Consider the following 23,244-nt stretch of genomic DNA (forward strand, 5'->3'; position numbering starts at 1 on the left):
CACCGCTCTTTCGTTGTTTCGCCGGATTGTGTCTCAAGACCACATCGGTCTGGTTGCGGAGCACCAACAACCGTGACGGGATGTGTTGACAGCCCTCCTGATGTGGTTGACTACCTCGGGGACCCCACAGGATGTCTGTCGGCCTGACATGTAACGCCGACTGAAGCAGACGGGATACTGAGGTAATGAAGCTCTTTACACATATGCGTGGCGCAACTGCGCGTCGACTTGCGGCCGTGGCCGCTACTGCGGCTGTTCTACCAGGACTTATCGGCGTCGCCGGTGGTTCAGCGGTAGCGAATGCCTTCTCGCGTCCGGGTCTCCCTGTTGTAGACCTGCAGGTGCCGTCGGCCTCCATGGGTCGCGACATCAAGATCCAGTTCCAGGGAGGCGGCGCCAAGGCCCTCTACCTGCTGGACGGTCTGCGCGCACGCGACGACTTCAACGGCTGGGACATTGAGACCACCGCGTTCGAGGACTACTACCAGTCCGGTATCTCGCTGGTCATGCCCGTCGGTGGACAGTCCAGCTGGTACACCGACTGGTACCAGCCCGCCAAGGGCAAGGACGGCGTCTTCACCTACAAGTGGGAGACCTTCCTGACCCAGGAGCTGCCCGCGTACCTGGCCGCCAACAACGGCGTGTCCCGGACTGGTAACGCCGTCGTCGGCCTCTCGATGGGTGGCGCGTCCGCCATCACGCTGGCCAACTACCACCCGCAGCAGTTCATCTATGCCGGTGCGCTCTCGGGCTTCCTGAACCCCTCGGACATGAAGGGTCAGGTCGGTATGGCCATGGGTGACGCCGGTGGCTTCAGCGCCCAGGACATGTGGGGCCCGGACAGCGACCCGGCGTGGGTCCGCAACGACCCCTTCCTCAACATCGACAAGACGGTGGCCAACGGCACCCGGCTGTGGATCTACTGCGGTAGCGGTGACGCGACCGACCTGGACGCCACGCGCAACGGTTTCGAGAACTTCACCGGTGGCTTCCTTGAGGGCATGGCCATCGGCATCAACAAGAAGTACGTCGACGCCTACACCGCCGCCGGTGGCAAGAACGCCCACGTGGAGTTCCCTCCGGGTGGTCTGCACAACTGGACCTACTGGGGCAACCAGCTCCGGGCCATGAAGTCCGACATGGTGAGCTACCTCGGTAGCCACTAGTCATCACTGACAATCGCAAAAGCGGCGGCCACTTCGGTGGTCGCCGCTTTTGTCGTTTCGGAGATCGCCGACGGCCACAATCGAGTAACGAATTCTGTGCTGTGACGATCATTTGCGCAGGTGCGGGTGGCATCGGTTCGGTAGCCTCGCTCGGGGCTCCCGGTACCGTGGAGCAAGCTGCGAGACCGCACGTCACGAATGGCCAGGAGACACATGCCCAAGACCTCGAGTAGTAAACGGCACCGGATTCTCGGTTTGGCCGCGGCGCTGGCCGTTGCCGTCGTCGTCATCCTGGTGATCGCGATCGTCGTGGTCATCGTCCGCAGGCCCGACGATGTCACGCCCCCCGCGGGGCAGGTGACGACGACGACACCGCCGCTGACGCGTCCCGGCCAGAAGCCACGGCCGGCGTTCCAGAGCGCCGACTGCCCCGATGTGCAGGCGCTCATCATCCCGGGTACCTGGGAGTCATCGCGCACCGACGACCCGCTCAACCCGACAGAGTTTCCACGGTCACTGCTGCTGAACGTGTCCCGGCCGATCACCGAGAAGTTCGACAAGGCCCGGCTGGAGACCTGGACGGTGCCGTACACCGCCCAGTTCCACAACCCATTCGCCAATGACAACCAGATGTCATACAACGACAGCCGCAAGGAAGGCACCGACCGGGCGGTCAAACAGCTGTCCGAGATGTACGACCGGTGCCCACTCACCAGCTATGTTCTGGTTGGTTTCTCGCAGGGTGCGGTGATCGCCGGTGACATCGCCAACCAGATCGGAAATGGCGAGGGACCCGTCGACCAGGACCTGGTGCTCGGCGTGACATTGATCGCAGACGGCCGCCGCCAGGACGGGGTCGGACTGTCGCCAGGGCCCAACCCGCCCGGGCAGGGCGCCGAGGTCACCCTGGGTGATCTGGGGGTGCTGGATTCCTTCGGTCTGAAGATGTCGGGCCCGCGTCCGGGTGGATTTGGTGAGCTCAACGGTCGCACCAACCAGATCTGTGGAACCGGTGACCTCATCTGCGCGGCGCCGCCGGACGCCTTCAATATCTCCAACCTGGGTAAGACGCTGGACATTCTGTCCGGGGGCGCGGGTGCCCCGGTACACGCGCTGTACGCCACGCCGGAGTTTTGGCAGATTGACGGCCAGCCGGCGACGGTGTGGACCACCAACTGGGCCGAGGGGCTCATCGAGAAGGCGCCCCACCCCAAGCACGGCTGACAAGCGTCGATGTCATCTTCGCAACAGGGCGCCGAGATATTTGGAGGGCACGGTACGCTCGCCTAAGATTAAGAGAAAATTAAGACTGTAAGCCGTTCGCGGGGTCGAGTGATTTTGGCTGGCCGACGCTGACCGATAATCTCGTCGCGAATGGCCGCCTGAGCTGCCGTAGTACGCGATCGCCTCTCGGTACGATCATCGAGGATTTGACGTTCGCGATGACGCGTGCTCGCGAATGCCTCAGGCCCGCGAAACGCGCATCATGCGCCGTCATAGGAGAGAAGCACACATGGCGTTCGACAACCCGTTCCTCGACTCGGCGGGCCACATCAAGTTCCCCGAGGACGGGAGCATCGTTGGCCACGTCGAAGGTTGGGCGGAGTCGCAGGGCGACAGCCTGGCCTACCGGTTCCTCGACTTCTCGACAGAGCGCGACGGCGCCTACATCGACATCACCTGGTCGCAGTTCGGCGCGCGCAACCGCGCCGTCGCGGCCCGCCTGCAGCAGGTGACCAAGCCGGGCGACCGTGTCGCCATCCTGGCCCCGCAGAGCCTCGACTATCTCGTCGCGCATTTCGGTGCGCTCTATGCCGGCGCGATCTCGGTGCCGTTGTTCGATCCCAGCGAGGCCGGCCATGCGGGCCGGCTACACGCGGTCCTCGACGACTGCCAGCCGTCCGCGGTGCTCACCACGACCGATTGCGCCGAGGGAGTGCGGAAGTTCTTCCGGAACCGTCCCCCCAAGGAGCGTCCCCGTGTGATCGCGGTCGATGCGATTCCCGAGGACGTCGGGCAGACCTGGGTAGAGCCCGTGGCCACCAAGGACACCATCGCCTACCTGCAGTACACCTCCGGCTCGACCCGCGCCCCGGCCGGCGTGCAGATCACACACCTGTCGCTGGCCACCAACCTGCTGCAGCTGGTCGACGCGTTGTCGCAGCAAGAAGGCAAGGACGGCCAGTCCGGGCACCGCGGGACGACCTGGCTGCCGTTCTTCCACGACATGGGTCTGATCACGGTGATGGTGCCGTCCATGATCGGCGAGCACATGACCGTGATGAGCCCGGCGGCGTTCATCCGCCGCCCGCTGCGCTGGCTGCGGGAAATGGGCGTCAAGGGCGATAACCGCGACGGAACCTATTCGGCGCTGCCCAACTTCGCCTTCGAGCATTGCGCATTGCGCGGTCTGCCCAAGGAGGGCGAGCCGCCGCTGGACCTGTCGAACGTGTACTCGATCATCAACGGTTCCGAGCCGGTGTCCACGGCCTCGATCAAGAAGTTCTGCGATGCCTTCGAGCCGTACGGCTTTGATCCCAGGGCGATTCACCCGTCGTACGGCATGGCCGAGGCCACTCTGTTCGTGACCTCGACCATTTGGAACACGGAGCGGGCGCGCGTGCTTCACGTGGACCGCACCGAACTCAACGCCGGGCGCATCGTGCAGGTGGAGCCGGGTGCCGACAACTCGGTGACTCAGGTGTCCAGCGGCCGGATGGCCCGGGACGAATGGGGCGTGATCGTCGACGGCGAGACCGCGTCGGAACTCCCCGACGGGCAGATCGGCGAGATCTGGTTGCACGGCAACAACATTGGATCCGGCTACTGGGGCCGGGAAGAAGAGACGCGTGCTGCTTTCCATAACACGCTCAAGTCACGGATCTCCGAATCCCACGCCGAGGGCGTGCCTGATGATGCCAACTGGCTCAACACCGGCGACCTCGGAGTATGGGTTGACGGCGAGCTGTACATCACCGGCCGCGTCAAGGACCTCATCATCGTGGACGGACGTAACCACTACCCGCAGGATGTGGAGTTCACCGCACAGGAGGCCAACAAGGCGCTGCGCCCGGGATATGTGGCCGCGTTCTCGGTGCCGGCCAACCAGCTGCCGCAGGTGGTCTTCGACAATCCGCATGCCGGCCTCAAGTACGACCCGGAGGATTCCTCGGAGCAGCTGGTCATCGTGGGCGAGCGCAGTGTGGGTGGACACAAGTCGGACAACCAGCAGGTCGGTGACGATGTGCGTGCCGCCATCGCCGTGCGTCACGGTGTGACAGTGCGAGACGTGCTGCTGGTGCCCGCCGGCTCGATCGCCCGGACCTCCAGCGGCAAGATCGCCCGCCGCGCCGCCCGGACCAGCTACCTGGACGGCAGCCTGCGCGGCGGATACCAGCAGACCGCATTCCCCGACGACCGGCAGTAACCGTTTATACACGGTCGTCCGTACGCAACACCCCGGAGAGGGCTCGAACATGACTGATACGCAACAGGATTCGACACCAGAGACCGAACCCGAGGCGCCAGAGGCGACGGATGGCGGTGCCGGTTCGGACGCGCTTCCCGCAGGCGGGACACCGCAGGCTGAGCTGACCATTCCGGAGATGCGCACCTGGCTGCGCGAGTGGATCGCGAAGGCCACCGGGGTGAGCCCCGACCGTATCGACGAGTCGGCGCCCATGGTGGAGATGGGCCTTTCCTCGCGCGACGCGGTGGCGATGGCTGCCGATATCGAGGACCTCACCGGCGTCACGCTGACGGCCACCGTCGCCTTCCAGCACCCCACCATCGAGTCACTGGCCACCCGGATCATCGAGGGTGAACCGGAGCTACCGGACGCCGGTGAAGAGGATTGGTCACGCGATCCCAATGTTGCCGCAGGCGAATTCGACATCGCGGTGATCGGTCTGTCGACGCGCCTGCCCGGCGATGTGAACTCACCGACGCAGTTGTGGGAGGCGCTGCTGGAGGGCCGCGACGCCATCACCGATCTACCCGAGGGGCGTTGGGAAGAGTTCACCGTCGAGCCGCGCATCGCTGAACGCGTTGCGCAGGCCAGCACCCGCGGTGGGTACCTGAAGGACATCAAGGGATTCGACGCCGAGTTCTTCACGCTATCCAAGATGGAAGCCGACAACATGGATCCGCAGCAGCGGATCGCCCTCGAATTGACCTGGGAGGCGCTGGAAAACGCCCGTATCCCGGCGTCTGCGCTCAAGGGTCAGAGTGTGGGTGTCTACATCGGCAGCTCCAACAACGACTACAGCTATCTGTCGGTGGCCGACCCCACCGTCACGCACCCGTACGCCATCACCGGTAACGCGAGTTCGATTATCGCGAACCGGGTTTCGTACTTCTACGACTTCCGCGGGCCAAGCGTTGCCGTCGACACCGCATGTTCTTCGTCGCTGGTTGCGGTGCACCAGGGCGTCAAGGCCCTGCGGTGCGGCGAGGCCGACGTGGTGGTCGCCGGTGGTGTCAACGCTCTCATCACCCCGGTGGTCACAGTCGGATTCGACGAGGTCGGTGGCGTGCTCGCGCCGGACGGCCGCATCAAGTCGTTCTCGCAGGATGCGAACGGCTACAGCCGTTCCGAGGGCGGCGGCATGCTGATACTCAAGCGGCTCTCCGATGCGCGCCGCGACGGTGACCCGATCATGGCGATCATCGCCGGGTCCGCGGTCAATCACGATGGCCGGTCCAACGGCCTGCTCGCGCCCAACCCGGACGCCCAGGCGGAGGTACTGCGCAGGGCCTACAAGGACGCCGGTATCGATCCGCGCACCGTCGACGTCATCGAAGCGCACGGCACCGGCACCATTCTTGGTGATCCAATCGAGGCCGACGGCCTGGGCCGGGTGGTGGGTCGTGGCCGCGATGCCGACAAGCCAGCGCTACTGGGCTCGGCGAAGTCGAACTTCGGTCACCTGGAGTCCGCGGCCGGTGCCGCGAGCTTGTCGAAGATCGTGTTGGCCTTGCAGAACAACAAGGTTCCGCCGTCGATCAATTACACCGGCCCCAACCCGTACATCGACTTCGATGCGATCCGCCTCAAGGTTGTCGATCAGGTTTCCGACTGGCCGCGCTACAGCGGCCACGCCATCGCGGGTGTCTCCGGTTTCGGATTCGGTGGCGCCAATGCCCACATCGTGGTGCGTGAGGTGCTGCCGATCGACTTGGTCGAACCGGCGGAGCCGTCAGAATCCGATGAGGACGCCGATGTCAATGGCAAACATGCTGCGGCAGAGGAAGATACCGAGGGCAGCGGTGACGAGTCCGGTGCTACCCGCTTTGACGAGTACGGCGAATTCCTGGGCGGATACTCCGACGAGCCGGTAGAACTCCCCGGGCTGACCGATGAGGCCAAGCGTCTCCGGGATGAGGCGCTGGCGGCACTTTCGAATGAAGAGCCGGTGACTCCCGTTGTGCCGCTGTTCATCTCAGGCTTCCTCTCCTCGCGCAAGAAGGCCGCCGCAGCGGCGCTGGCCGACTGGATGGAAACTGAAGAGGGGCAGTCTTACTCGCTGGAGTCCATCGGCCGTTCGCTCTCGCGTCGCAACCACGGTCGCTCGCGTGCCGTGGTCCTGGCACACAACCACGAAGAGGCCGTCAAGGGACTGCGCGCCGTCGCCGAGGGCAAGCAAAAGCCCTATGTGTACTCCGCCGACGGACCCGTCAGCAGTGGCCCGGTCTGGGTGATGGCGGGATTCGGTGCGCAGCACCGGAAGATGGGCAAGAGCCTGTACCTGCGCGATCCGCTCTTCGCCGAGTGGATCAACAAGGTCGACTCCTATGTGCAGGACGAGCGGGGCTACTCCGTTGTCGAGCTGATCCTCGACGACTCGCATGAGTACGGCATCGAAACCAGCAACATCGCCATCTATGCGATTCAGATTGGGTTGGGCGAAGTGCTCAAGGCACACGGTGCCAAACCCACCGCAGTGATCGGGCAGTCGCTGGGCGAGCCCGCCTCGGCCTACTTCGCGGGTGGCTTGTCACTGGCTGACGCCACCCGGGTCATCTGCTCGCGCGCTCACCTGATGGGTGAGGGCGAGGCGATGCTGTTCGGCGAGTACATCCGGCTGATGGCCCTGGTCGAGTACTCAGCCGATGAGCTGAAGACGGTGTTCTCCGATTTCCCGGACCTCGAGGTGTGCGTGTACGCCGCCCCGTCGCAGACCGTCATCGGCGGTCCGCCCGCGCAGATCGACGCGATCGTGGCCCGTTGCGAGGCCGAGGGCAAGTTCGCCCGCAAGCTGCAGACCAAGGGCGCCGGCCACACCTCCCAGATGGACCCGCTGCTCGGCGAGTTCGCCGCAGAGCTACAGGGCATCGAGCCGACGACTCCGACCGTCGGGATCTTCTCGACGGTGCACGAGGGCAACTATTTCCGCCCCGGCGGTGAGCCGCTGCACGATGTGGATTACTGGAAAAAGGGAATGCGGCATTCGGTCTACTTCACCCACGGCACCCGCAATGCCGTCGAAGCCGGACACACCACTTTCCTGGAGCTGGCGCCGAATCCGGTGGCGCTCATGCAGGTTGGCCTCACCACCATGGCGTCCGGGCTGCCCGACGCGCAGCTGATCGCGACCCTCGCTCGCAAGGAGGACGAGGTCGAGTCCCTGGTCAAGACCATGGCTCAGCTGTACGTGCACGGCCACGCTCTGGATCCGCGGACACTGTTCGACAAGGCCGCCAAGTCATCGGACTACGCGCCGATTCCCGCGACAGAATTCAAGCGCAAGCCGCACTGGCTGCCCGCGCACTTCAGCGCCGATGGGTCGACCCGCATCCCGGGCACGCACGTCTCGCTGCCCGATGGCAAGCATGTCTGGGAGTGGAGCCCGCGAGAGATCGCCGGGGTCGATTTCGCCGAGCTGGTGAAAACGGCAGCGACATCGGTCATTTCGGGTGCGCAGCTCACCGCCTTTGAGCAGCGGGCCATCCCGGGTGAGGGTTCCACGCTGGTGACCACGCTGTCGCGGCATCCGGGTGGTGCCACCGTGCAGGTACACGCTCGCATCGGTGAGTCGTTCACGCTCGTCTACGACGCGGTGGTCTCTCGTGCCGGTCAGGGCGGCGCACTGCCGTTCGCGACCGCCGCGGGTGTGGCCACCAACGGTTCGGCGACGGTGACGGCTGTCCCGGCACAAGCGGTCGCAGTCGTGGAAGACGAAGTGCCCGAAGAGATTCATGACAACCTGCTGTCCGGGGCGGGTGCCGGTGCCGACTTCAAGAAGTGGAGCAAGGAGTCCGGCGAACCGGTTATCGAGCGTCTGGCCGCGATCGTGTCGTTGGCCATGGGCTACGAGCCCGAGGATGTACCTCGTGAGGTGCCGTTGATCGAGCTGGGTCTGGATTCGTTGATGGCGGTGCGCATCAAGAACCGCGTCGAATTCGACTTCGACCTGCCGCCCATTCAGCTGCAGGCCGTGCGCGATGCCAACCTGCTCGACGTCGAGCGGCTGGTCATCTACGCGCTGGAGAACCCGGACGCGGTGCACGAGCTGCACGACTACCAGCAGACCGATGAGTTTAAGGACGCCGCGCCGACAGGCGGCATGCTGTCGAAGGCCGATCTGGAGAAGGTGCTCGATGCGGTGCCGCAGCCGGCGGAGCCAGAATCCTCCAACGAAACGGCCAACGGTGCTCCCGCCGCGGAGTCGGCGCTTTCGGCGGAGACGTCGGAATTGGCCAAGGCGGCTGCCGCGATGAACCAAGAGGCGATCGCCGAGGCGCTCAACGCTGATGTGCCGCCGCGTGATGCGGCCGAACGCGTGGCCTTCGCGACGTGGGCCATCGTCACCGGTGAGTCGCCGGGCAGCATCTTCAACGCGCTGCCCAAGATCGATGACGCAACGGCAGAGAAACTCGCCGAACGCCTTTCGCAGCGTGCGGACGGAGAGATCGGTGCCGAGGAGGTCAAGCTCGCGCCGACCATCGAGGCACTCGGCGAGGTTGTCCGCAGCCGCCTGGAGGCCGGCAAGATCGACGGTTTCGTGCGGACGTTGGCACCCCGGCAGGAGGGTTCCACCACGGTTCCCGTCTTCGTGTTCCACCCTGCGGGTGGATCGACTGTGGTCTACGAGCCGCTGCTGAAACGGCTGCCGGAGGGCACACCGATGTTCGGCTTGGAGCGGGTCGAGGGCACCATCAAGGAGCGGGCCGCCCAGTACGTACCGAAGCTGCTGGAGTTGCACAAGGGCCCGTTCATCCTCGCTGGGTGGTCACTGGGTGCGGTACTGGCGTACGCCTGCGCGGTGGGCCTGAAGGAGGCCGGTGCCGAGGTCGCCTGGGTCGGCAATATCGATGGGGTGCGCCCCGGGACGCCGATCCTGACGACCACGGAGGAGACGCGCAAGCGCTGGGATCGCTACGCGAAGTTCGCGGAGAAGACCTTCAACGTGCAGATCCCGGAGATCCCCTACGAGCAGCTCGAGGAGCTCGACGACGAGGGCCAGGTGCGGTTCGTGCTGGAGGCCGTCAAGGCAGCCGGCGTGGAGATTCCGGGCGGCATCATCGAGCACCAGCGCACGTCCTACCTGGACCAACGGGCCATCGACACGTCGACGCCGGTGCCCTTCGACGGGCATATGACGCTGTACATGGCCGACCGGTATCACGATGACGCCATCACCTTCGAGCCCGCGTACGCGACTCGCCAGCCCGACGGTGGCTGGGGCGAGTTCGTCTCCGATCTGGAGGTGGTCCCGGTTGGTGGGGAGCACATCCAGATCATCGACGAACCGTTCATCGCTAAGGTCGGTGCTCATATGAGTCAGGCATTGCGTTCCATCAATGCGAAGAATCAGGAAGGCTAGACGTGCCACCACATACAACTGCGGAGAAGGTCGCCGACCTGCGTGAGCGGATTGCCCGCACACAAGAGCCGGGTGACGCCAAGGCCATCGCCAAGCGTGATGCCAAGGGCATCCCGAGTGCGCGTGCCCGCATCCACGCACTGCTCGACAAGGGCAGCTTCCTGGAGCTCGGCGCATTTGGGCGTACCCCAGGTGATCCGAATGCCCCGTACACCGACGGTGTGGTGACCGGACTGGGTCGCATCGACGACCGTCCGGTGGCAGTCTTCTCGCACGATCAGACGGTGTATCAGGGAAGCGTCGGCGAGATGTTCGGCCGTAAGGTCGCCAAGCTCATGGAGTGGGCGGCCACCAACGGCTGCCCGGTGATCGGTATCAACGACTCGGCGGGTGCCCGCATTCAAGACACCGCCACCTCGTTGGCCTGGTACGCCGAGCTGGGGCGTCGTCACGAGATGCTGCGCGGCATGGTTCCGGAGATCTCGTTGATCTTCGGCAAGTGTGCCGGCGGTGCGGTGTATTCGCCGATCCAGACCGACCTCGTGGTCGCGGTGCGCGATCAGGGTTACATGTTCATCACGGGCCCCGACGTCATCAAGGACGTCACCGGCGAGGACGTCACATTCGACGAACTCGGCGGCGCGGACGTGCAGGCTCAGCGTGGCAACATCCACAAGGTGGTCGAGGACGAAGCGGCCGCGTACCAGTACGTGCGCGACTACCTCAGTTTCTTGCCCTCCAACACGTTCGACTATCCGCCGATCGTGAATCCGGGCCTGGAGCCCGAGATCACCGAGGACGATCTGTACCTCGACACGATCATCCCGGATGCCGATAACCAGGGATACGACATGCACGAGGTCCTGCTGCGGATCTTCGACGACGGTGACGTCTTCGAAATCGCCGACCAGCGCAGCCCGTCCATGATCACCGCGTTCGCCCGTGTCGATGGAAACCCGGTCGGCGTCATCGCCAACCAGCCGATGCACATGTCCGGAGCGGTGGGGAACGAGGCCTCCGACAAGGCGGCCGGTTTCATCCGCTTCTGTGACTCGTTCAATCTTCCTTTGGTATTCGTTGTCGACACCCCGGGCGCCATGCCGGGTGTGGAAGAGGAGACGAACGGCGTCATCAAGCGCGGCGGCAGGTTCTTCAATGCCGTGGTGGAGGCCGATGTGCCCAAGGTAACCATCATTACCCGTAAGGCCTATGGCGGCGGGTACGCGGTCATGGGCTCCAAGCAACTCTCAGCCGACCTGAACTTCGCCTGGCCCACAGCGCGTATCGCGGTGATCGGCGCCGAGGGTGCCGCGCAGCTGCTGGTGAAGCGATTCCCCGATCCGACGGCTCCAGAGGTGCGGAAGATCCGACAGGACTTCATCGACGGGTACAACAAAAACCTGGCCACGCCGTGGATCGCCGCCGAGCGTGGCTACATCGACGGCGTCATCGAGCCGCATCAGACTCGGCTGCTATTGCGTCAGTCGCTGAAGCTGTTGCGGGACAAGCAGAATCTCGGCAAGGTGCAGCGCAAGCACGGTCTCACCCCGATCTAACGATTCATCACCAGAAGGCCCCCGCACGCGACGCGTGCGGGGGCCTTCTGCTTGTCGGAGTTTTAGTCGCGCAGCACCAGGGCGCGGCTGCCCGCGTGCGCCCACACCATGGCGGCGGCGATCGATATCAGCATCGTCATCCAGGAAAACCAGGTGACGTCGATGCGCGGACCGGAGATGAAGCTGTCTTGCACGGCCGGCCAGTACGTCGGCATGAGGTGGACATAACCGAGCCCGAGGACGCTGGCGGTGCCCACCACCACGGTGGCCTCAGGGGCGTGCTTGCGATGGCGCAGGATCATCGTTACCGCAATCGCGATCAGCACTGCGTGCGTGGCCGAGAGGTACGTGAGCGTGGGCGGTGCCGCCGCGATCCCGCGGCGCAGGTGGTCGATGAGGTCCAGTGCCCAGCCGATGATGAAGGCAACGGTGGCGGCCCGCAGAAATCTGTCGGCGCGAGTGGTGAGCTCTGTCATCGCGACCTCCGTTGGCCTACTACAAGCGATAGTAGATACCTAACCCTTGCCGGGCAACATGCTTTCGCCCGAGCGGTACGGCTCTCCATGGGGGTCGAGGCAGTGTGTTGAGGCCTCGGTGTCCTCGTGGTCGACCTGCAACGTGGTGTGGTCGATGTCGTACTGCGTATGGAGTAACCCTTCGATGTCGCGCCGTATTCCGTGGCAGTCCGCATCGGGGGCCACCAAGATATGCGCGGACAGTGCGGGCTGGCCGGAGGTGATCTGCCAGATGTGCAGATCGTGCACTTCGGCGACGGATGGCAACGCCGCGAGCTGGGTGCCGATGGCCTCGGGATCCATGTTCGCCGGTGCGGCTTCCAGGAAGATGCGGCCCGACTCACGCACCAGGCCCCAGCCGGCCTTGAGCATCAGCGCGGCGACGACGAGGGCGGCAATGGCATCGGCCCGGGTGAACCCGGTGAGCCACACCACGGCGCCGGCGACGGCGGTGGCGATGAAGGCGTACAGGTCGTTGAGGATGTGCTGGAAGGCCCCCTCGACATTGAGGCTGGATCGGTTGGCCTTGCTGATGCACCAGGTGGCCGCGACGTTGACGGCGATACCCGCAAGTGCGGTGACGAACACGAGCAGACCCGACACCTCTGGGGGAGTGATCAATCGGCGGATGCCCTCGTAGATGAAGAAGGCGGCAAGCAGGAACAGGGTGACGCCGTTGGCCTGTGCCGACAGGATTTCGGCGCGTTTGAGCCCGTAGGTGTAGCTGCCGCGAGCCGGGCGGGAGGCCAGCCGAATGGCAATGAGTGCCAACACGATCGATGCCGCGTCGGTCAGCATGTGCCCGGCATCGGAGATCAGCGCCAGCGACTGGGCGATCACACCGATGACGACCTCGATGGCCATGAATCCGCCGATCAGGATCAGGGCTATGGTCAGCCATTTCCGATCGGCGTCGGCACTCACGCCGTGGCTATGCGAGTGCCCGGCTCCGTGCTCGTGTGCGTCGGTGGACATGGCCACTTCCTCTCTAAGATTCATGCAAACATATGCATGCTAGCATGTGTGATGACAAACGTTCAGCCCTTGACCTGTCCCAAGTGTGAGTCGCAGATGCTCTCCACGAAATGGTTTGGTGTCCGCACGTTCCAATGCACGGGCTGCGCCGCCGTGCTGGTGGAGCAGGAGAGTCTGCAGCAGTTCGTCGACGGCGCCGCACGCTTCGGCCCGTCGGCGCATATCGACCAGGCGCCCCCCGCGCAGCCGTATCCACCCGCCCCGCAACCGTATCCGCCCGCGCCACCACAGCAGGACTACCGCGGCGTCATGGGTGGACTATTCGGTGGAGGAGGCCACGGCTATCGGCGACGGGGCCACCACTAGTCCCCAGCCTTCGTGGTTCCGTGGGCCCGGCTAGCCCGTCGACATCACACTTGTGGACCGGCATTTCGTACAGTGCTTCGGCATGACGTCGATCATGCACAGCCAGGGTGCTCCGGTCTGGGTGGCGACTCGTGATGGCCGACGCCTCTACAGCCAGGTGCTGCCCGGGCCTGCCGACTCGCCCACCGTCGTTTTCGAAGCGGGATCCGGTGCCACGCGCTCGTATTGGGCTGCAGTGCAGCTGCGCGTCGCGGCAGGTGCCCGTGCGATCGCCTATGACCGTGCCGGTCTGGGCCGTTCGGAGCCCGATCCGGCGGGCCGGTCCCTGGACCGGATGGCCGACGACCTGGTTGATCTGCTCGACCACTTCGGCCCGGGCCCCGTTATTCTCGTCGGGCATAGTGCCGGTGGCGCCATCGTGCGCCTGGCCGCCTCCAAGCGGCTGCATCTACTTGCCGGGCTGGTCCTTGTTGAACCGGTCGATGAGTCTGCAGAGGTGTTGTTCGGCAAGGCATTCCGCCGAAACGAACGGATCGGCATCGCTGTCGGTAAGGCGTTCGCCCGATTAGGGGTCCTGCGGTTTCTGTACGGTTCACTGCTGGCGGCGGCCCCCGCCGCCGATGTCCGCGAGGATCTTCGCCGGGAGGCCTTCACCCACCGCGTTCTTGAGACGCAGCGCCGCCAAGCTCGCAGCTTTCTTGACGATCTCGCGGCCTGGCGCAGTTGTCCGCCCGAAGTTGGTGACCTGCCAGTCACCGTGATATCCGGCGCGCTCGCGTTGGCAAAAGACGGCATGCCCGGGCAGGTGCGCGCTCAAGCGATCGCCGCACACGTGCACCGCGCAGCGCAGTCTGCAGGCGGACGGCATGTCATCGCCCAGCACTCCGGGCATGCCGTCCCCGTTACCGAACCGCAGCTCGTCGCCGACGAGATCGCACGCCTAGCCGCCAAGGCTCGGGGCCAGTCCGGCGGCTAGTCGCACAGCACCAGTACGTAGCCACCCGCATCGCTCCGCTGTCGGCTAGCCTCGGTCAAATAGTGAAGTAGCATCACAAATTACTGATCAGGGGTTTTAGTATGTCAGCAGCCTCGCGCCCGGTGGGCCGACCCGTCGTATTCACCCGCGCTGACATCGTGGCGGCCGGGTGCAAAATCGGACTGCAGGGTCTGCGGATCAGCGCGGTAGCTGCCGCCCTCGGTGTGTCCGCGGCCGCGTTGTACCGCCACATCGACGGCCGGTGGGAGCTCGAACGCCTGGTCGGTGAAGAGCTGTTGAGCCGATTGCGTATCGCAGACAACCCGGAGCACGACACGACCGAACACCTCGTGTCCTTCGCCGTTGCATTGCGGGCCTTCGTCACCGCACACCCTGGCCTTGCCTCCTACATGCTGGTGCTGTTTCCCCGCGGCGAGAGCAGTGCCCAGTTGATTCGGGACCAGGTAGACGCACTCGGGCGCCGTGGCTATCCCGTCGAGGTCGCGGTCACGATCGCGGGTTGCGTTGCCCGAGTGGCCCTGAGTCTGGTCGCGGCCGATGAGCAGCGCAGCGCCGCGAACGACGGTGCTGACTTCTTGGCCGAGAACGAAAAGGCGCATGACGTACTCACCGCACAGGGCGCGATAGGTCCCGCCTACGAACGTCGGTGGATGCTGACCGACGACGAGTACTTCGCGATGCTGATCGCCACGGCGGTGCGGGGATTTGTCGCTGCGGCACCGCCGGGTGCGCCGGTGGATGAGGTGATGGCCGCGCTGCGGAACCACGGCACATCGTGATGCCGATCTGGATGGCATTGCCTCCGGAAGTATCCTCGGCGCTGCTCAGCACGGGTCCGGGCCCGGGGCCGCTGCTGGCCGCGGCCAGCGCCTGGCTCACTCTGAGTGCCGAGTACGCCGACGCCGCAGCGGAACTCACTACGGTGCTGGGTGCCACAGAGATGGGCGCATGGCAGGGGTCGAGCTCTGAGAGCTATGTCGCCGCGCACGGCCCCTATCTCGCGTGGCTTTCGCGGGCCAGCGCCGACAGTGCGGTCGCTGCCGCGCAATACGAAACGACGGCCGCCGCGTATGCGAGCGCGATTGCCGCGATGCCAACGCTGGCCGAATTGGCGCTTAACCATTCCGTTCACGGCGCGCTGATCGCCACGAATTTCTTTGGTATCAACACGATTCCGCTTGCCCTCAATGAAGCCGACTATCTGCGCATGTGGCTGCAGGCGGCCACCGTGATGAGCACGTATGAGGCCCAGTCCAGCCTCGCACTGTCGGCTGTGCCGGCCAGCGCGCCCGCGCCGGCGATCATGGCCCCGGGCGCGGAGGCGAGCACCGCGAGCCGGTTCACAGCCGACCTCGCTGCTACGTCGAGCGCCACTGAGGCGGGAAGGGCCCTCGACAGCAGCGACAGCGACAGCGGCGCCATCGACGGTTTCCCGTTCTTGGGCGAGGCGATCAAGGCACTGCGCGAGTTCATCGCCAACCCCAGCCCAACCAGTCTGCTTGCTCTGATCGTCAACGGCGGATTGTTCGCCGCCTATCTGTCGACGAACGTCCCCATCTACATGGCGCTGACGAGTCCGCTGTGGGGATCGGCCTTGGCCACGATTCTGGGGTCGATTGCCGTGGCCGCGCCGTCCGGTGTCGATCAGCCGACAACAGATCAGCCCGGACAGAGCCCACCATTACGGGAGTCGGCCACTAGGGTGCACAGGGCGCTTCCGTTGCCCGCGTTAGGTGTTTCGGCGCCGGCGAGTCCGTCCGCGCCGGCGCCATCCGCCCCGGCGCCGGCGTCGTCGGCGACCCCGGCCACCGCACCGGCTTCCGCGGTAACCCCCGCCTACCTGGTGTTTGCCTCTGGCGAGGACCCGCCGAACCATGGTCTCGGCCCGACATTCGAGGAGGGCTCCGAGGCACGGATGCCTGCGGCGGGCGCCGCTGTGGCTGCGCAGGCAACAGCACGCAGACAGACGGCCCGCCGACGGCGCACACGGTTGGCGAGCTCCAGTCCGGAGTTCATGGACATGAATGTCACGGTGGCTCCGGAGCCCGAAGAGCCGCCCGGCGTGCAGGCATCCGCGCGCGGCACCGGGCCGCAGCGGCGCACCGGTACGGTTCCCGCTGCCTCACTGAGCCGGCCCGCAGGGCTTGTCGCACAAGACAACACCGCTTCTCACGACGGTGCCCGGACGACGCCTATGCTGCCGCAAACATGGGACGGTGATCACTGAGGTCCGCGGCTGCCCGTCTTCCGACGTGAGGTGGATTAGGGCTTGATCCGGATCTTGTTCGGCTTCCACAGCCCGCTGTGTACCTCGGACCCGTACTCGATCTGGGCGGGTTGGGCGTCGACCAGGGTGTCGAACTTACGCAGCGAGCCCCAATCTCTGCCCCAGTCCTTGGACAGATAGGTCGGCATCACATGCGCCCGCAGGAGCGGATCGGAGATCCCCAGCAGGCCGCCGTTCTCGCCGTCCTCCCAGGTGTCGGTGTCCTTGCGCTTCTGGTCGTAGTCCGGAGTGATGCGGAACTCGGGGATCTCGGTGATCCCGTACTGGTGCAGCATGGGGTGTTGGCAGGGGAAGACGAGTCCCACGGTCCAGTCCATGAGCACCGGCCGCTCACTACCCACATACTCCTGCAACGACTTCAGCTCGGGCACCCGAGGCGGGGCGAAGGCCAGCCAATCGCCGGGACTCAGCGAGACGTCAACGGCCACGATGCGTACGGCGGTGGCGGTATCCGGGATATCCGAACGTGCGAAGCGCAGGTTGCGCCATGACGGCGCGGGGCCAAGGTCATAGGGCGTCAGCCGTCCGGCGGGTGCGAAAGTGCCGTCCGGTCCGGCCGTGCCGTACTCCAGTTCCAGTGTCTGCCCGGCGACGGCGCCCTTGACGTTCTTGCCCGCGATCGTTCCGGCAGCTGTCACCACCACCAGTGGGTGTGCGGCGTCACGGGCCGGTAGCTCGTACCAGTCGGAGGTCGCCTTGGCCTGCTGTTGCGGGCCGACCCGGTAGGTGCCCACGATCGGCACTCGCGCCGGGTCCAGCCCGTAGGGCAGACGCACGGTGGAGCCATTGATCCCCGGAGTTTTGTTGCGGTCCTTGGAGTCCCAGTCGTAATCGGTGCCCGGGCGTGAGTCGTTCATCCGGATCGACTCGGCGACGATCTTGTCCGGCACTCCGTCTGGCGTGAATCCGGAGGGAGCCGCGCCGCCGAGCGGGCCCAGGGGACCCGACGGTGCGCCAATGGCCTGCAGCAGACCGGCATTCGCGTCGGATTCGACCAGAACGTCGTCGGCCAGCCCGCACCCGCCGGCGAGTTCACGGATGTTGGCCCAGCCGTTGGAGTACGACGGGTACTGGCGAACGACACCGATCGCCAGCTGGCAGATGGACGTCAGCACCATGAATCCGGCCGCCCAGGCCACCGGGGCCGAGGTGATGGACTTGATCACCCGGCTGTCATCGTGCCGGGGTGAGAAGTGCAGCCATGCCGCATAGGCCACGGCCAGCGCGAACAGCGCGAAAAATATTGTGCTGACGCTTATTCCGGCGATCTTGGGCATGCTGCTGTTGAAGGGCACGCCGAAACTCGAGACGTACCACCAGCCGGCCGCGCTGGCCCAGCTCAGTGCCAGCACGAACAGCACGGTCGCCACCACTGCCATCCTGTTGCGGCTCCAGCGCAGCACCTGTGGCGATACCAGCACCGTGGCCAGGGCCGCCACTGCGGCTCCCAGGGCAGCGAAGAGCCCGAAGTGGTGCACCCACTTCGTCGGCGCGAACATCAGGAAGAAGATGGTGCCGAAGACGACGCCCAGCACGCGCCAGGCCGGTCCGCGGGCGACACCGGGAACCCGCTTGCGGCGCAACAGGATGAACATCGCGATGAACAGGCACGCGGCGATGAGCAGGAACCCGAAGCGTCGCGACACCGAGCCGTCGACGGTCGGCAGGAACATGTAGTAGTACCGCAGGTTATCGGTGTACCACGCCTGTGCCGGGCCGATCGCGGTGCGAATCCGGGTGGCCTCGACGACCGTCGCCAGGGTCTGATCGGCGAAAATGACGGCAAGAACCACTGTTCCCGCCGCCAGCATGGGCGACACCAACGGCCACGTGCCCACCTGCCGATGCTTCGTCACGATGATTCGCAGGATGGGTCGGCCACCGGCGAGGAGGGCAGCGACGGCGATCAGACCCGTCGGCTGAATTCCCAGGGTGAAGGCCGCCGTGACGATTGCCAGCGCGGCGGGAGTGAGTCGGCGAGAGGTGATGGCGCGTTCGATGAGCACCCAGGTGATCAGCGATCCGACGGCGATCTGGCCCTCGGGACGCAGGCCGTTGTTGAACGGGAACCACGATGCGAGCAGCACAAAGCCGGCCGCCCAGGCCGCGGGCTTGCTGCGGGCGACGGCGGGTCCCAATCGTGGCAGCACCTCCCGGCTGATCAGCAGCCAGCAGACCAGTGAGGCGACGAGATCGGGCAGCCGGATCCACAGGCTGATATCGCTGAACTTCGTCATGATGGCCAGCAGGTTGTAGTACCAGCCGAAGGGGTCCTCGGGGCTTCCGAACCAGCGGAAGTAATTGGCCATGTACCCGGCGTGCTCGGCGGTACGTGCGATGCCCATCTGGTAGCCGTCGTCGGAAGATCCCGCACCGATCACGTACCAGAGCACCAGGCTGCTCATGATGACGGTGTCGGTGAAATCGAAACGGCGCCATCGGGTGGGGATGACCCGCTGCATGCGATGACCGTCGGTCTGGTCGATTCGCCACAGGGCCAGTAGCGCGATGATCGTGGAGATGATCGCGCCTACCATCGCCGCAAGCTTGAGAAGCGTTGGGCTGGAGGAGAACCGGTTGTCGATATGGGCGGTGAGGCTCAGTCCTGCCGGAGCCGGACCGGTGAGCTGGGTGAAGACCCCGACGATCTGCGGGCGCAGATTGGGATCGGGGAATCCCGACTTGAGGTCGGCGGTCTTGTCGTCGCCGCGCAGCCCCTCGAATGTCGCGTAAGTGCCCTTGTCCGAGGAGGTGATGACGATCTGCCGGCACTCGGGCGAGGCCACCTTGGCGCGCGGAGCGGTGGCGATGACCACGTTGCGATCGGTGATGTCGACGCGTTCCTTGGATACCTTGACAAACAGGCCCTGCAACGCAGCCTCTTTGCCTTCGGGAGGTGCGGTACCCAGGATCACCGCGCCCTCGGCGGGTGCCGAGTTGACCACCGCGCACGGCACGGTCACGGTCATATCCATGGGCGTCTGCGCGATCAGCGGCGCGGTGACATTGTTCAGTTGTCCTTGCTGCGGCCAGTTGAGGGTCGCGGTGGACACCTCGACCGGCAGCAGGGGGATGGAGACGCTCAATACGAACCCGAGCAGACCGAAAACGGTTGCTGTCCAACGTGCGATGTTCAGTTTGCGGGCCTCAGGGGAGGTGTCTGTCACGGAATTCTTTGTCATGGCAGGGCTCGAATCGGTCCGTTGCGGGTCCAGCCGTTCACCACGACGGTGCCCTCAGTGAGTTGTGCGTTGGGTGCCAGGTCTGCGGCGATGACGGGCTCGTACTTCTCGATCGAGCCCCAGTCGCGGTACCAGTCATTACGCAGATAGGTCGGAACCGAGGAGGTTCGCAGCAGCGCGGTCGTGAACATGAACGGTCCGCCGTCCTCGGCCGACATCCACATGTTCGACGACGTCGCGACCTGCTTGTGTTCGGGCATGACCCGGAACTTGGGCAGCTCGGCGACCCCGAGGCGCTCGCTGAACGGCCGCTGGCAGGGGAAGTTCTGCGCCACAGCCATATCCAGTAGTACCGGAGTATCGGAGCCCAACAGATCCTGTGCGGTCTTGAGGGTGGGCACCCGGGGTGGCGTGAACGCCAACCACTGGTCGTTGGACAGGTTCGGGTCGTCGGCGACTATCCGAACTACGTTGGCCCCTGCAGGAGCGGTCTTGGTGGGGAACCTCAGGTTGCGCCAGACTCTCTGCGGCCCGATGTCGATCGGGTAATCCTGGCGAAGCGCACGGATGCCACCGGGACTGCCCTGGTCGCGGACTCCCCACTCCAGCTTGAGCGACTGGCCGTAGTTGATCTCCGGGCTGAAGGTGCCGTCTTGCTGGAACGACCAGATCGCTCCGGCGGCCGAGATCACCACCAGTGGGCGATCCGGGCTGGGCGGAGGAAGCTCGTACCACGAAGACTTCAGATGCGCGGCAATCGAATTCTCGCCGTAGCTACCCATCACCGGAGTGCGGGCGGGATCGAGTCCGAATGGCAGCAGTGCGTTGGAGCCGTTGATTCCGACGGGCCCGATACCGCCGGTGGTCCCGGCCGCATCGCTGACCTCCATGATGGGTGCGTTGGGTGAGGCATCGGAGTTCACCAGGCCCGGCTTGCCGATGACGGGCAGTGAGGTCATACCGGTCTCTACCGCATCGGGGGTGAAGCCGATGGGGTCGGTGCCGCCGAGGGGTCCGTACTTGCCCGCTGGCTGGCCTGGAATGGGTTGCAGCAGGCCGTCATTGGCGTCAGGTTCGACGAGGATGTCGTTGGCCATCGCGCACGGTCTGCCGGCCAGAGCCAGCAGATTGGCCTTGCCGGTGGTGTAGGTATCGCTGCGTGCGTAGACCCCCTTGGCCATGGAGGAGACCTCGAGAATCACCATGATCGCCGCCACGATCATCAGCGGCGTGGAGGCCAGGAGCCGGTTCCTGCGGGTGTTCTCGACCTCGGTGTGCCCTGCGTAGTCCAGACGGAAGTGCAACCAACCGGCCAGCAGGGCGGTGACGATCGACAGTGCCAGGAAGATCGTGGTGACCGGTTGTCCGGCGATGACCGGTTGCTTGTCGAACCACGGCACGCCGTAGTTGCCGACGTAGAACCAGCCGTTGATGCCGGAGGTCGACCACGCCAGGATGAACAGCAGGGCCGTGACGTAGAGCGCCAGGTTGCGTCGTGAGTGCAGTCCGACCCGGGCGAACGTGAAGGCCGCGACCGCGCCGAGCGCACCGGACAGCCCGGCGAAGATGCCGAACTGAATCGCCCATTTGGTGGGGGTGAAGGTGAGTAACAGCAGCCCAATCGCGGTGCTGCCGAGGAGTCGCCACACCGGTCCGCTGGCCAGGCCCGGAAGTACGCCACGGCGCAGTAGCACCGCGAGTGTGCCGAAGAGGCAGAGCAGCAGGGTGAACACCGCGATGCGGCGTGTCAGCGAGCCGTCGACATTGGATTCGACGGTCAGGAAGTAGTAGCGCAGAAATTCCTGGTACCAGGCGATTGTCGGGCCCACCACGTATTTGATGCGGGCGGATTCGGCGACCGTGGCCAGTGTCTGGTCCCGGAAGGTAAAGGCCAGCACACCCGCGACCGATGCTGCCAGCACCGTGACGGGGGTGAATCGTCCGTATCGGACCCGCCGCACGGAGATCACGCGGGCAATGGCTCGTCCGCCGGCGAGTAGCGGTCCCAGCGCGATGAGGCCCTGGGGAGCAACGGTGGCGGTGAGTAGTGCCGTGACGATAGCCAGAGCGGCCGGGGATAGGCGCCGGGTCGCGATGGAGCGCTCCACCAGGATCCAGGTGACCACGGTGCCGAACACGATGATCGGTTCGGGCCGCAAGCCATTGTTGAAGGGCAGCCAGGCAGCCAGGAAGACCAGTGCCGCGGTCCATACCGCGGTGCGGCTCGCGGCGAGCTGCTCACCGAGGCGGGGCAGCATCTTTTTGCGCAGGATGTACCAGGTGCCGATGCCCGCGAGAGTGGCCGGCACGCGCATCCAGACGCCGACCGTGCTCACTTGCGTAAGCCAGCTCAAAAGGGTTGCGTACCAATCGAATGGGGAGGCAGTCGCGCCGAAGTAGCGGTAGTACTCGGTAACGTATCCGGCCTGATGGGCCACGCGCGCCTCGACCAGGACGTTGCCGTCGTCGGAGGTGATGGCGCCGATGACATGCCAAAGAAGAAGTGTGCCAACGACTCCGATATCGGCGAGGCCGTTGGTCAGCAGAGCCGCACGATCCGGCAGCCTGAATGGGCGCCGGACGGGTCTACGTGTACCGCGGTCCAGTACGGCCAGTGCTCCGATGGCGATGGCCACCGCGGCAAGGCCGAGCACCAAGGCCGCGAGCTTCAAAGCGGTTGGGCTGGTGATGAACCGGGTGTCGACCACCACGTGGGCTGTCGGCCCGCCCGCTGCGGGCACCTTGAGGTCGGTGAACAGGCCGGTCACCTGAGGCTTTTTCTCGATGGGCAGGGTTCCGTTGGCGCCGGGGAGCCCGGCGAAGTTGGCACCCACGCCGCCGGCATTGGCCCAGATGTCCAGCGAGGTGCAACCACCGGATTCCACCGCCTTGCGCGGGGCGACTGTCGCGACGTTATCGCGGAAGGCGACCACCACCAGGTCAGAGGTCGCACGGACGAACAACGCGTGTCGGCTTGCCTCGAGGCCGCCGTCGGGGCTGGTCGACAGCACCACACCACCGCCGGCGGGCAAGGTCGCGATGGCGGTGCATGGGATGTGCGCCTCGAAGGACAGTGGCGCGCCCGACACCAGCGGTGCCGTGATGCTGGTGATGTTCCCGTCGGCCGTGACTCCCTGAGGCCAGGTGATGTCGACGGTGGACTGGCGGACCGGCAGCAGGGGAACGAGCACACACAACAGCACACCGATGGAGGCCGCAGCCAATGAAATCAGACGTGCCCGCTGGGCTGTACCTGCTGTCGCGGACTTTGAAAGCGGCGAAGGCACGAGGGCGATGGTATGTGACGAAGCTTCGGGCGCCTCAATGCAGCGCGCCCGGTTGGCCGGATTGAGACCTCACCAGCGGGATACCTCT

The 23,244-nt window shown here is 65.3% G+C and carries 13 protein-coding genes; 9 read left to right on the plus strand and 4 right to left on the minus strand.

The features are described 5' to 3' along the window. The first annotated feature begins 185 nt into the window (after positions 1-185). The 5 genes from BB28_RS00880 (at position 186) to BB28_RS00905 (ending at position 11,547) form a co-directional block, all read left to right on the plus strand. Positions 186-1,166 carry an alpha/beta hydrolase gene (locus BB28_RS00880; protein WP_046252145.1) on the plus strand — a complete coding sequence of 327 codons (981 nt, stop codon included), beginning with the start codon at positions 186-188 and terminating at the stop codon, positions 1,164-1,166. Between the two features lie 213 nt (positions 1,167-1,379). Next, positions 1,380-2,390, plus strand: coding sequence for a carboxylesterase Culp6 (gene culp6, locus BB28_RS00890; protein WP_046252146.1), 1,011 nt, complete (start codon positions 1,380-1,382; stop codon positions 2,388-2,390). Between the two features lie 289 nt (positions 2,391-2,679). Further along, positions 2,680-4,593 (plus strand): long-chain-fatty-acid--AMP ligase FadD32, encoded by a 1,914-nt coding sequence (fadD32, locus tag BB28_RS00895; RefSeq protein ID WP_046252147.1) that lies wholly within the window; start codon positions 2,680-2,682, stop codon positions 4,591-4,593. Positions 4,594-4,642: 49 nt separating this feature from the next. Further along, the gene (pks13, locus tag BB28_RS00900; RefSeq protein ID WP_046252148.1) at positions 4,643-9,991 is read left to right on the plus strand and encodes a polyketide synthase Pks13; all 5,349 of its coding nucleotides are present in this window, start codon (positions 4,643-4,645) and stop codon (positions 9,989-9,991) included. A 2-nt stretch (positions 9,992-9,993) separates the two neighbouring features. Further along, complete coding sequence (locus tag BB28_RS00905; protein WP_046252149.1) at positions 9,994-11,547, plus strand: acyl-CoA carboxylase subunit beta; 1,554 nt, start codon at positions 9,994-9,996, stop codon at positions 11,545-11,547. 62 nt (positions 11,548-11,609) lie between these two features. Here BB28_RS00905 and BB28_RS00910 read toward each other — a convergent pair whose 3' ends face one another. Both BB28_RS00910 and BB28_RS00915 read right to left on the minus strand, forming a co-directional pair. Continuing rightward, positions 11,610-12,023: a hypothetical protein gene (locus tag BB28_RS00910; RefSeq protein ID WP_046252150.1), complete on the minus strand. Its 414-nt coding sequence runs from the start codon at positions 12,021-12,023 to the stop codon at positions 11,610-11,612. Between the two features lie 39 nt (positions 12,024-12,062). Continuing rightward, positions 12,063-13,037, minus strand: a complete 975-nt coding sequence (locus BB28_RS00915) for a cation diffusion facilitator family transporter (RefSeq protein ID WP_046255426.1) — start codon at positions 13,035-13,037, stop codon at positions 12,063-12,065. 96 nt (positions 13,038-13,133) lie between these two features. On the opposite strand from BB28_RS00915, the gene BB28_RS00920 reads away from it, so the two are divergent. The 4 genes from BB28_RS00920 (at position 13,134) to BB28_RS00935 (ending at position 16,627) form a co-directional block, all read left to right on the plus strand. Continuing rightward, positions 13,134-13,403 (plus strand): hypothetical protein, encoded by a 270-nt coding sequence (locus BB28_RS00920; RefSeq protein ID WP_030096102.1) that lies wholly within the window; start codon positions 13,134-13,136, stop codon positions 13,401-13,403. An 82-nt stretch (positions 13,404-13,485) separates the two neighbouring features. Next, positions 13,486-14,379 (plus strand): alpha/beta fold hydrolase, encoded by an 894-nt coding sequence (locus tag BB28_RS00925; RefSeq protein WP_046255427.1) that lies wholly within the window; start codon positions 13,486-13,488, stop codon positions 14,377-14,379. A 101-nt stretch (positions 14,380-14,480) separates the two neighbouring features. Continuing rightward, on the plus strand, positions 14,481-15,179 hold the full coding sequence (locus BB28_RS00930; RefSeq protein WP_046252151.1) for a hypothetical protein: 699 nt from the start codon (positions 14,481-14,483) through the stop codon (positions 15,177-15,179). An 11-nt stretch (positions 15,180-15,190) separates the two neighbouring features. Further along, a complete protein-coding gene (locus BB28_RS00935; protein WP_046255428.1) occupies positions 15,191-16,627 on the plus strand; it encodes a PPE family protein in 1,437 nt (478 codons plus the stop codon). A gap of 35 nt (positions 16,628-16,662) precedes the next feature. Here the strand turns inward: BB28_RS00935 and BB28_RS00940 are convergent, their stop codons facing one another. Continuing rightward, on the minus strand, positions 16,663-19,869 hold the full coding sequence (locus BB28_RS00940; RefSeq protein ID WP_046252152.1) for an arabinosyltransferase domain-containing protein: 3,207 nt from the start codon (positions 19,867-19,869) through the stop codon (positions 16,663-16,665). Further along, positions 19,866-23,156 (minus strand): arabinosyltransferase domain-containing protein, encoded by a 3,291-nt coding sequence (locus BB28_RS00945; protein WP_046252153.1) that lies wholly within the window; start codon positions 23,154-23,156, stop codon positions 19,866-19,868. Before BB28_RS00945 ends, BB28_RS00940 begins: the two co-directional genes overlap by 4 nt. Positions 23,157-23,244 lie beyond the last annotated feature (88 nt).

This window comes from Mycobacteroides chelonae CCUG 47445 (assembly GCF_001632805.1).
Classification (GTDB): Bacteria; Actinomycetota; Actinomycetes; order Mycobacteriales; family Mycobacteriaceae; genus Mycobacterium; species Mycobacterium chelonae.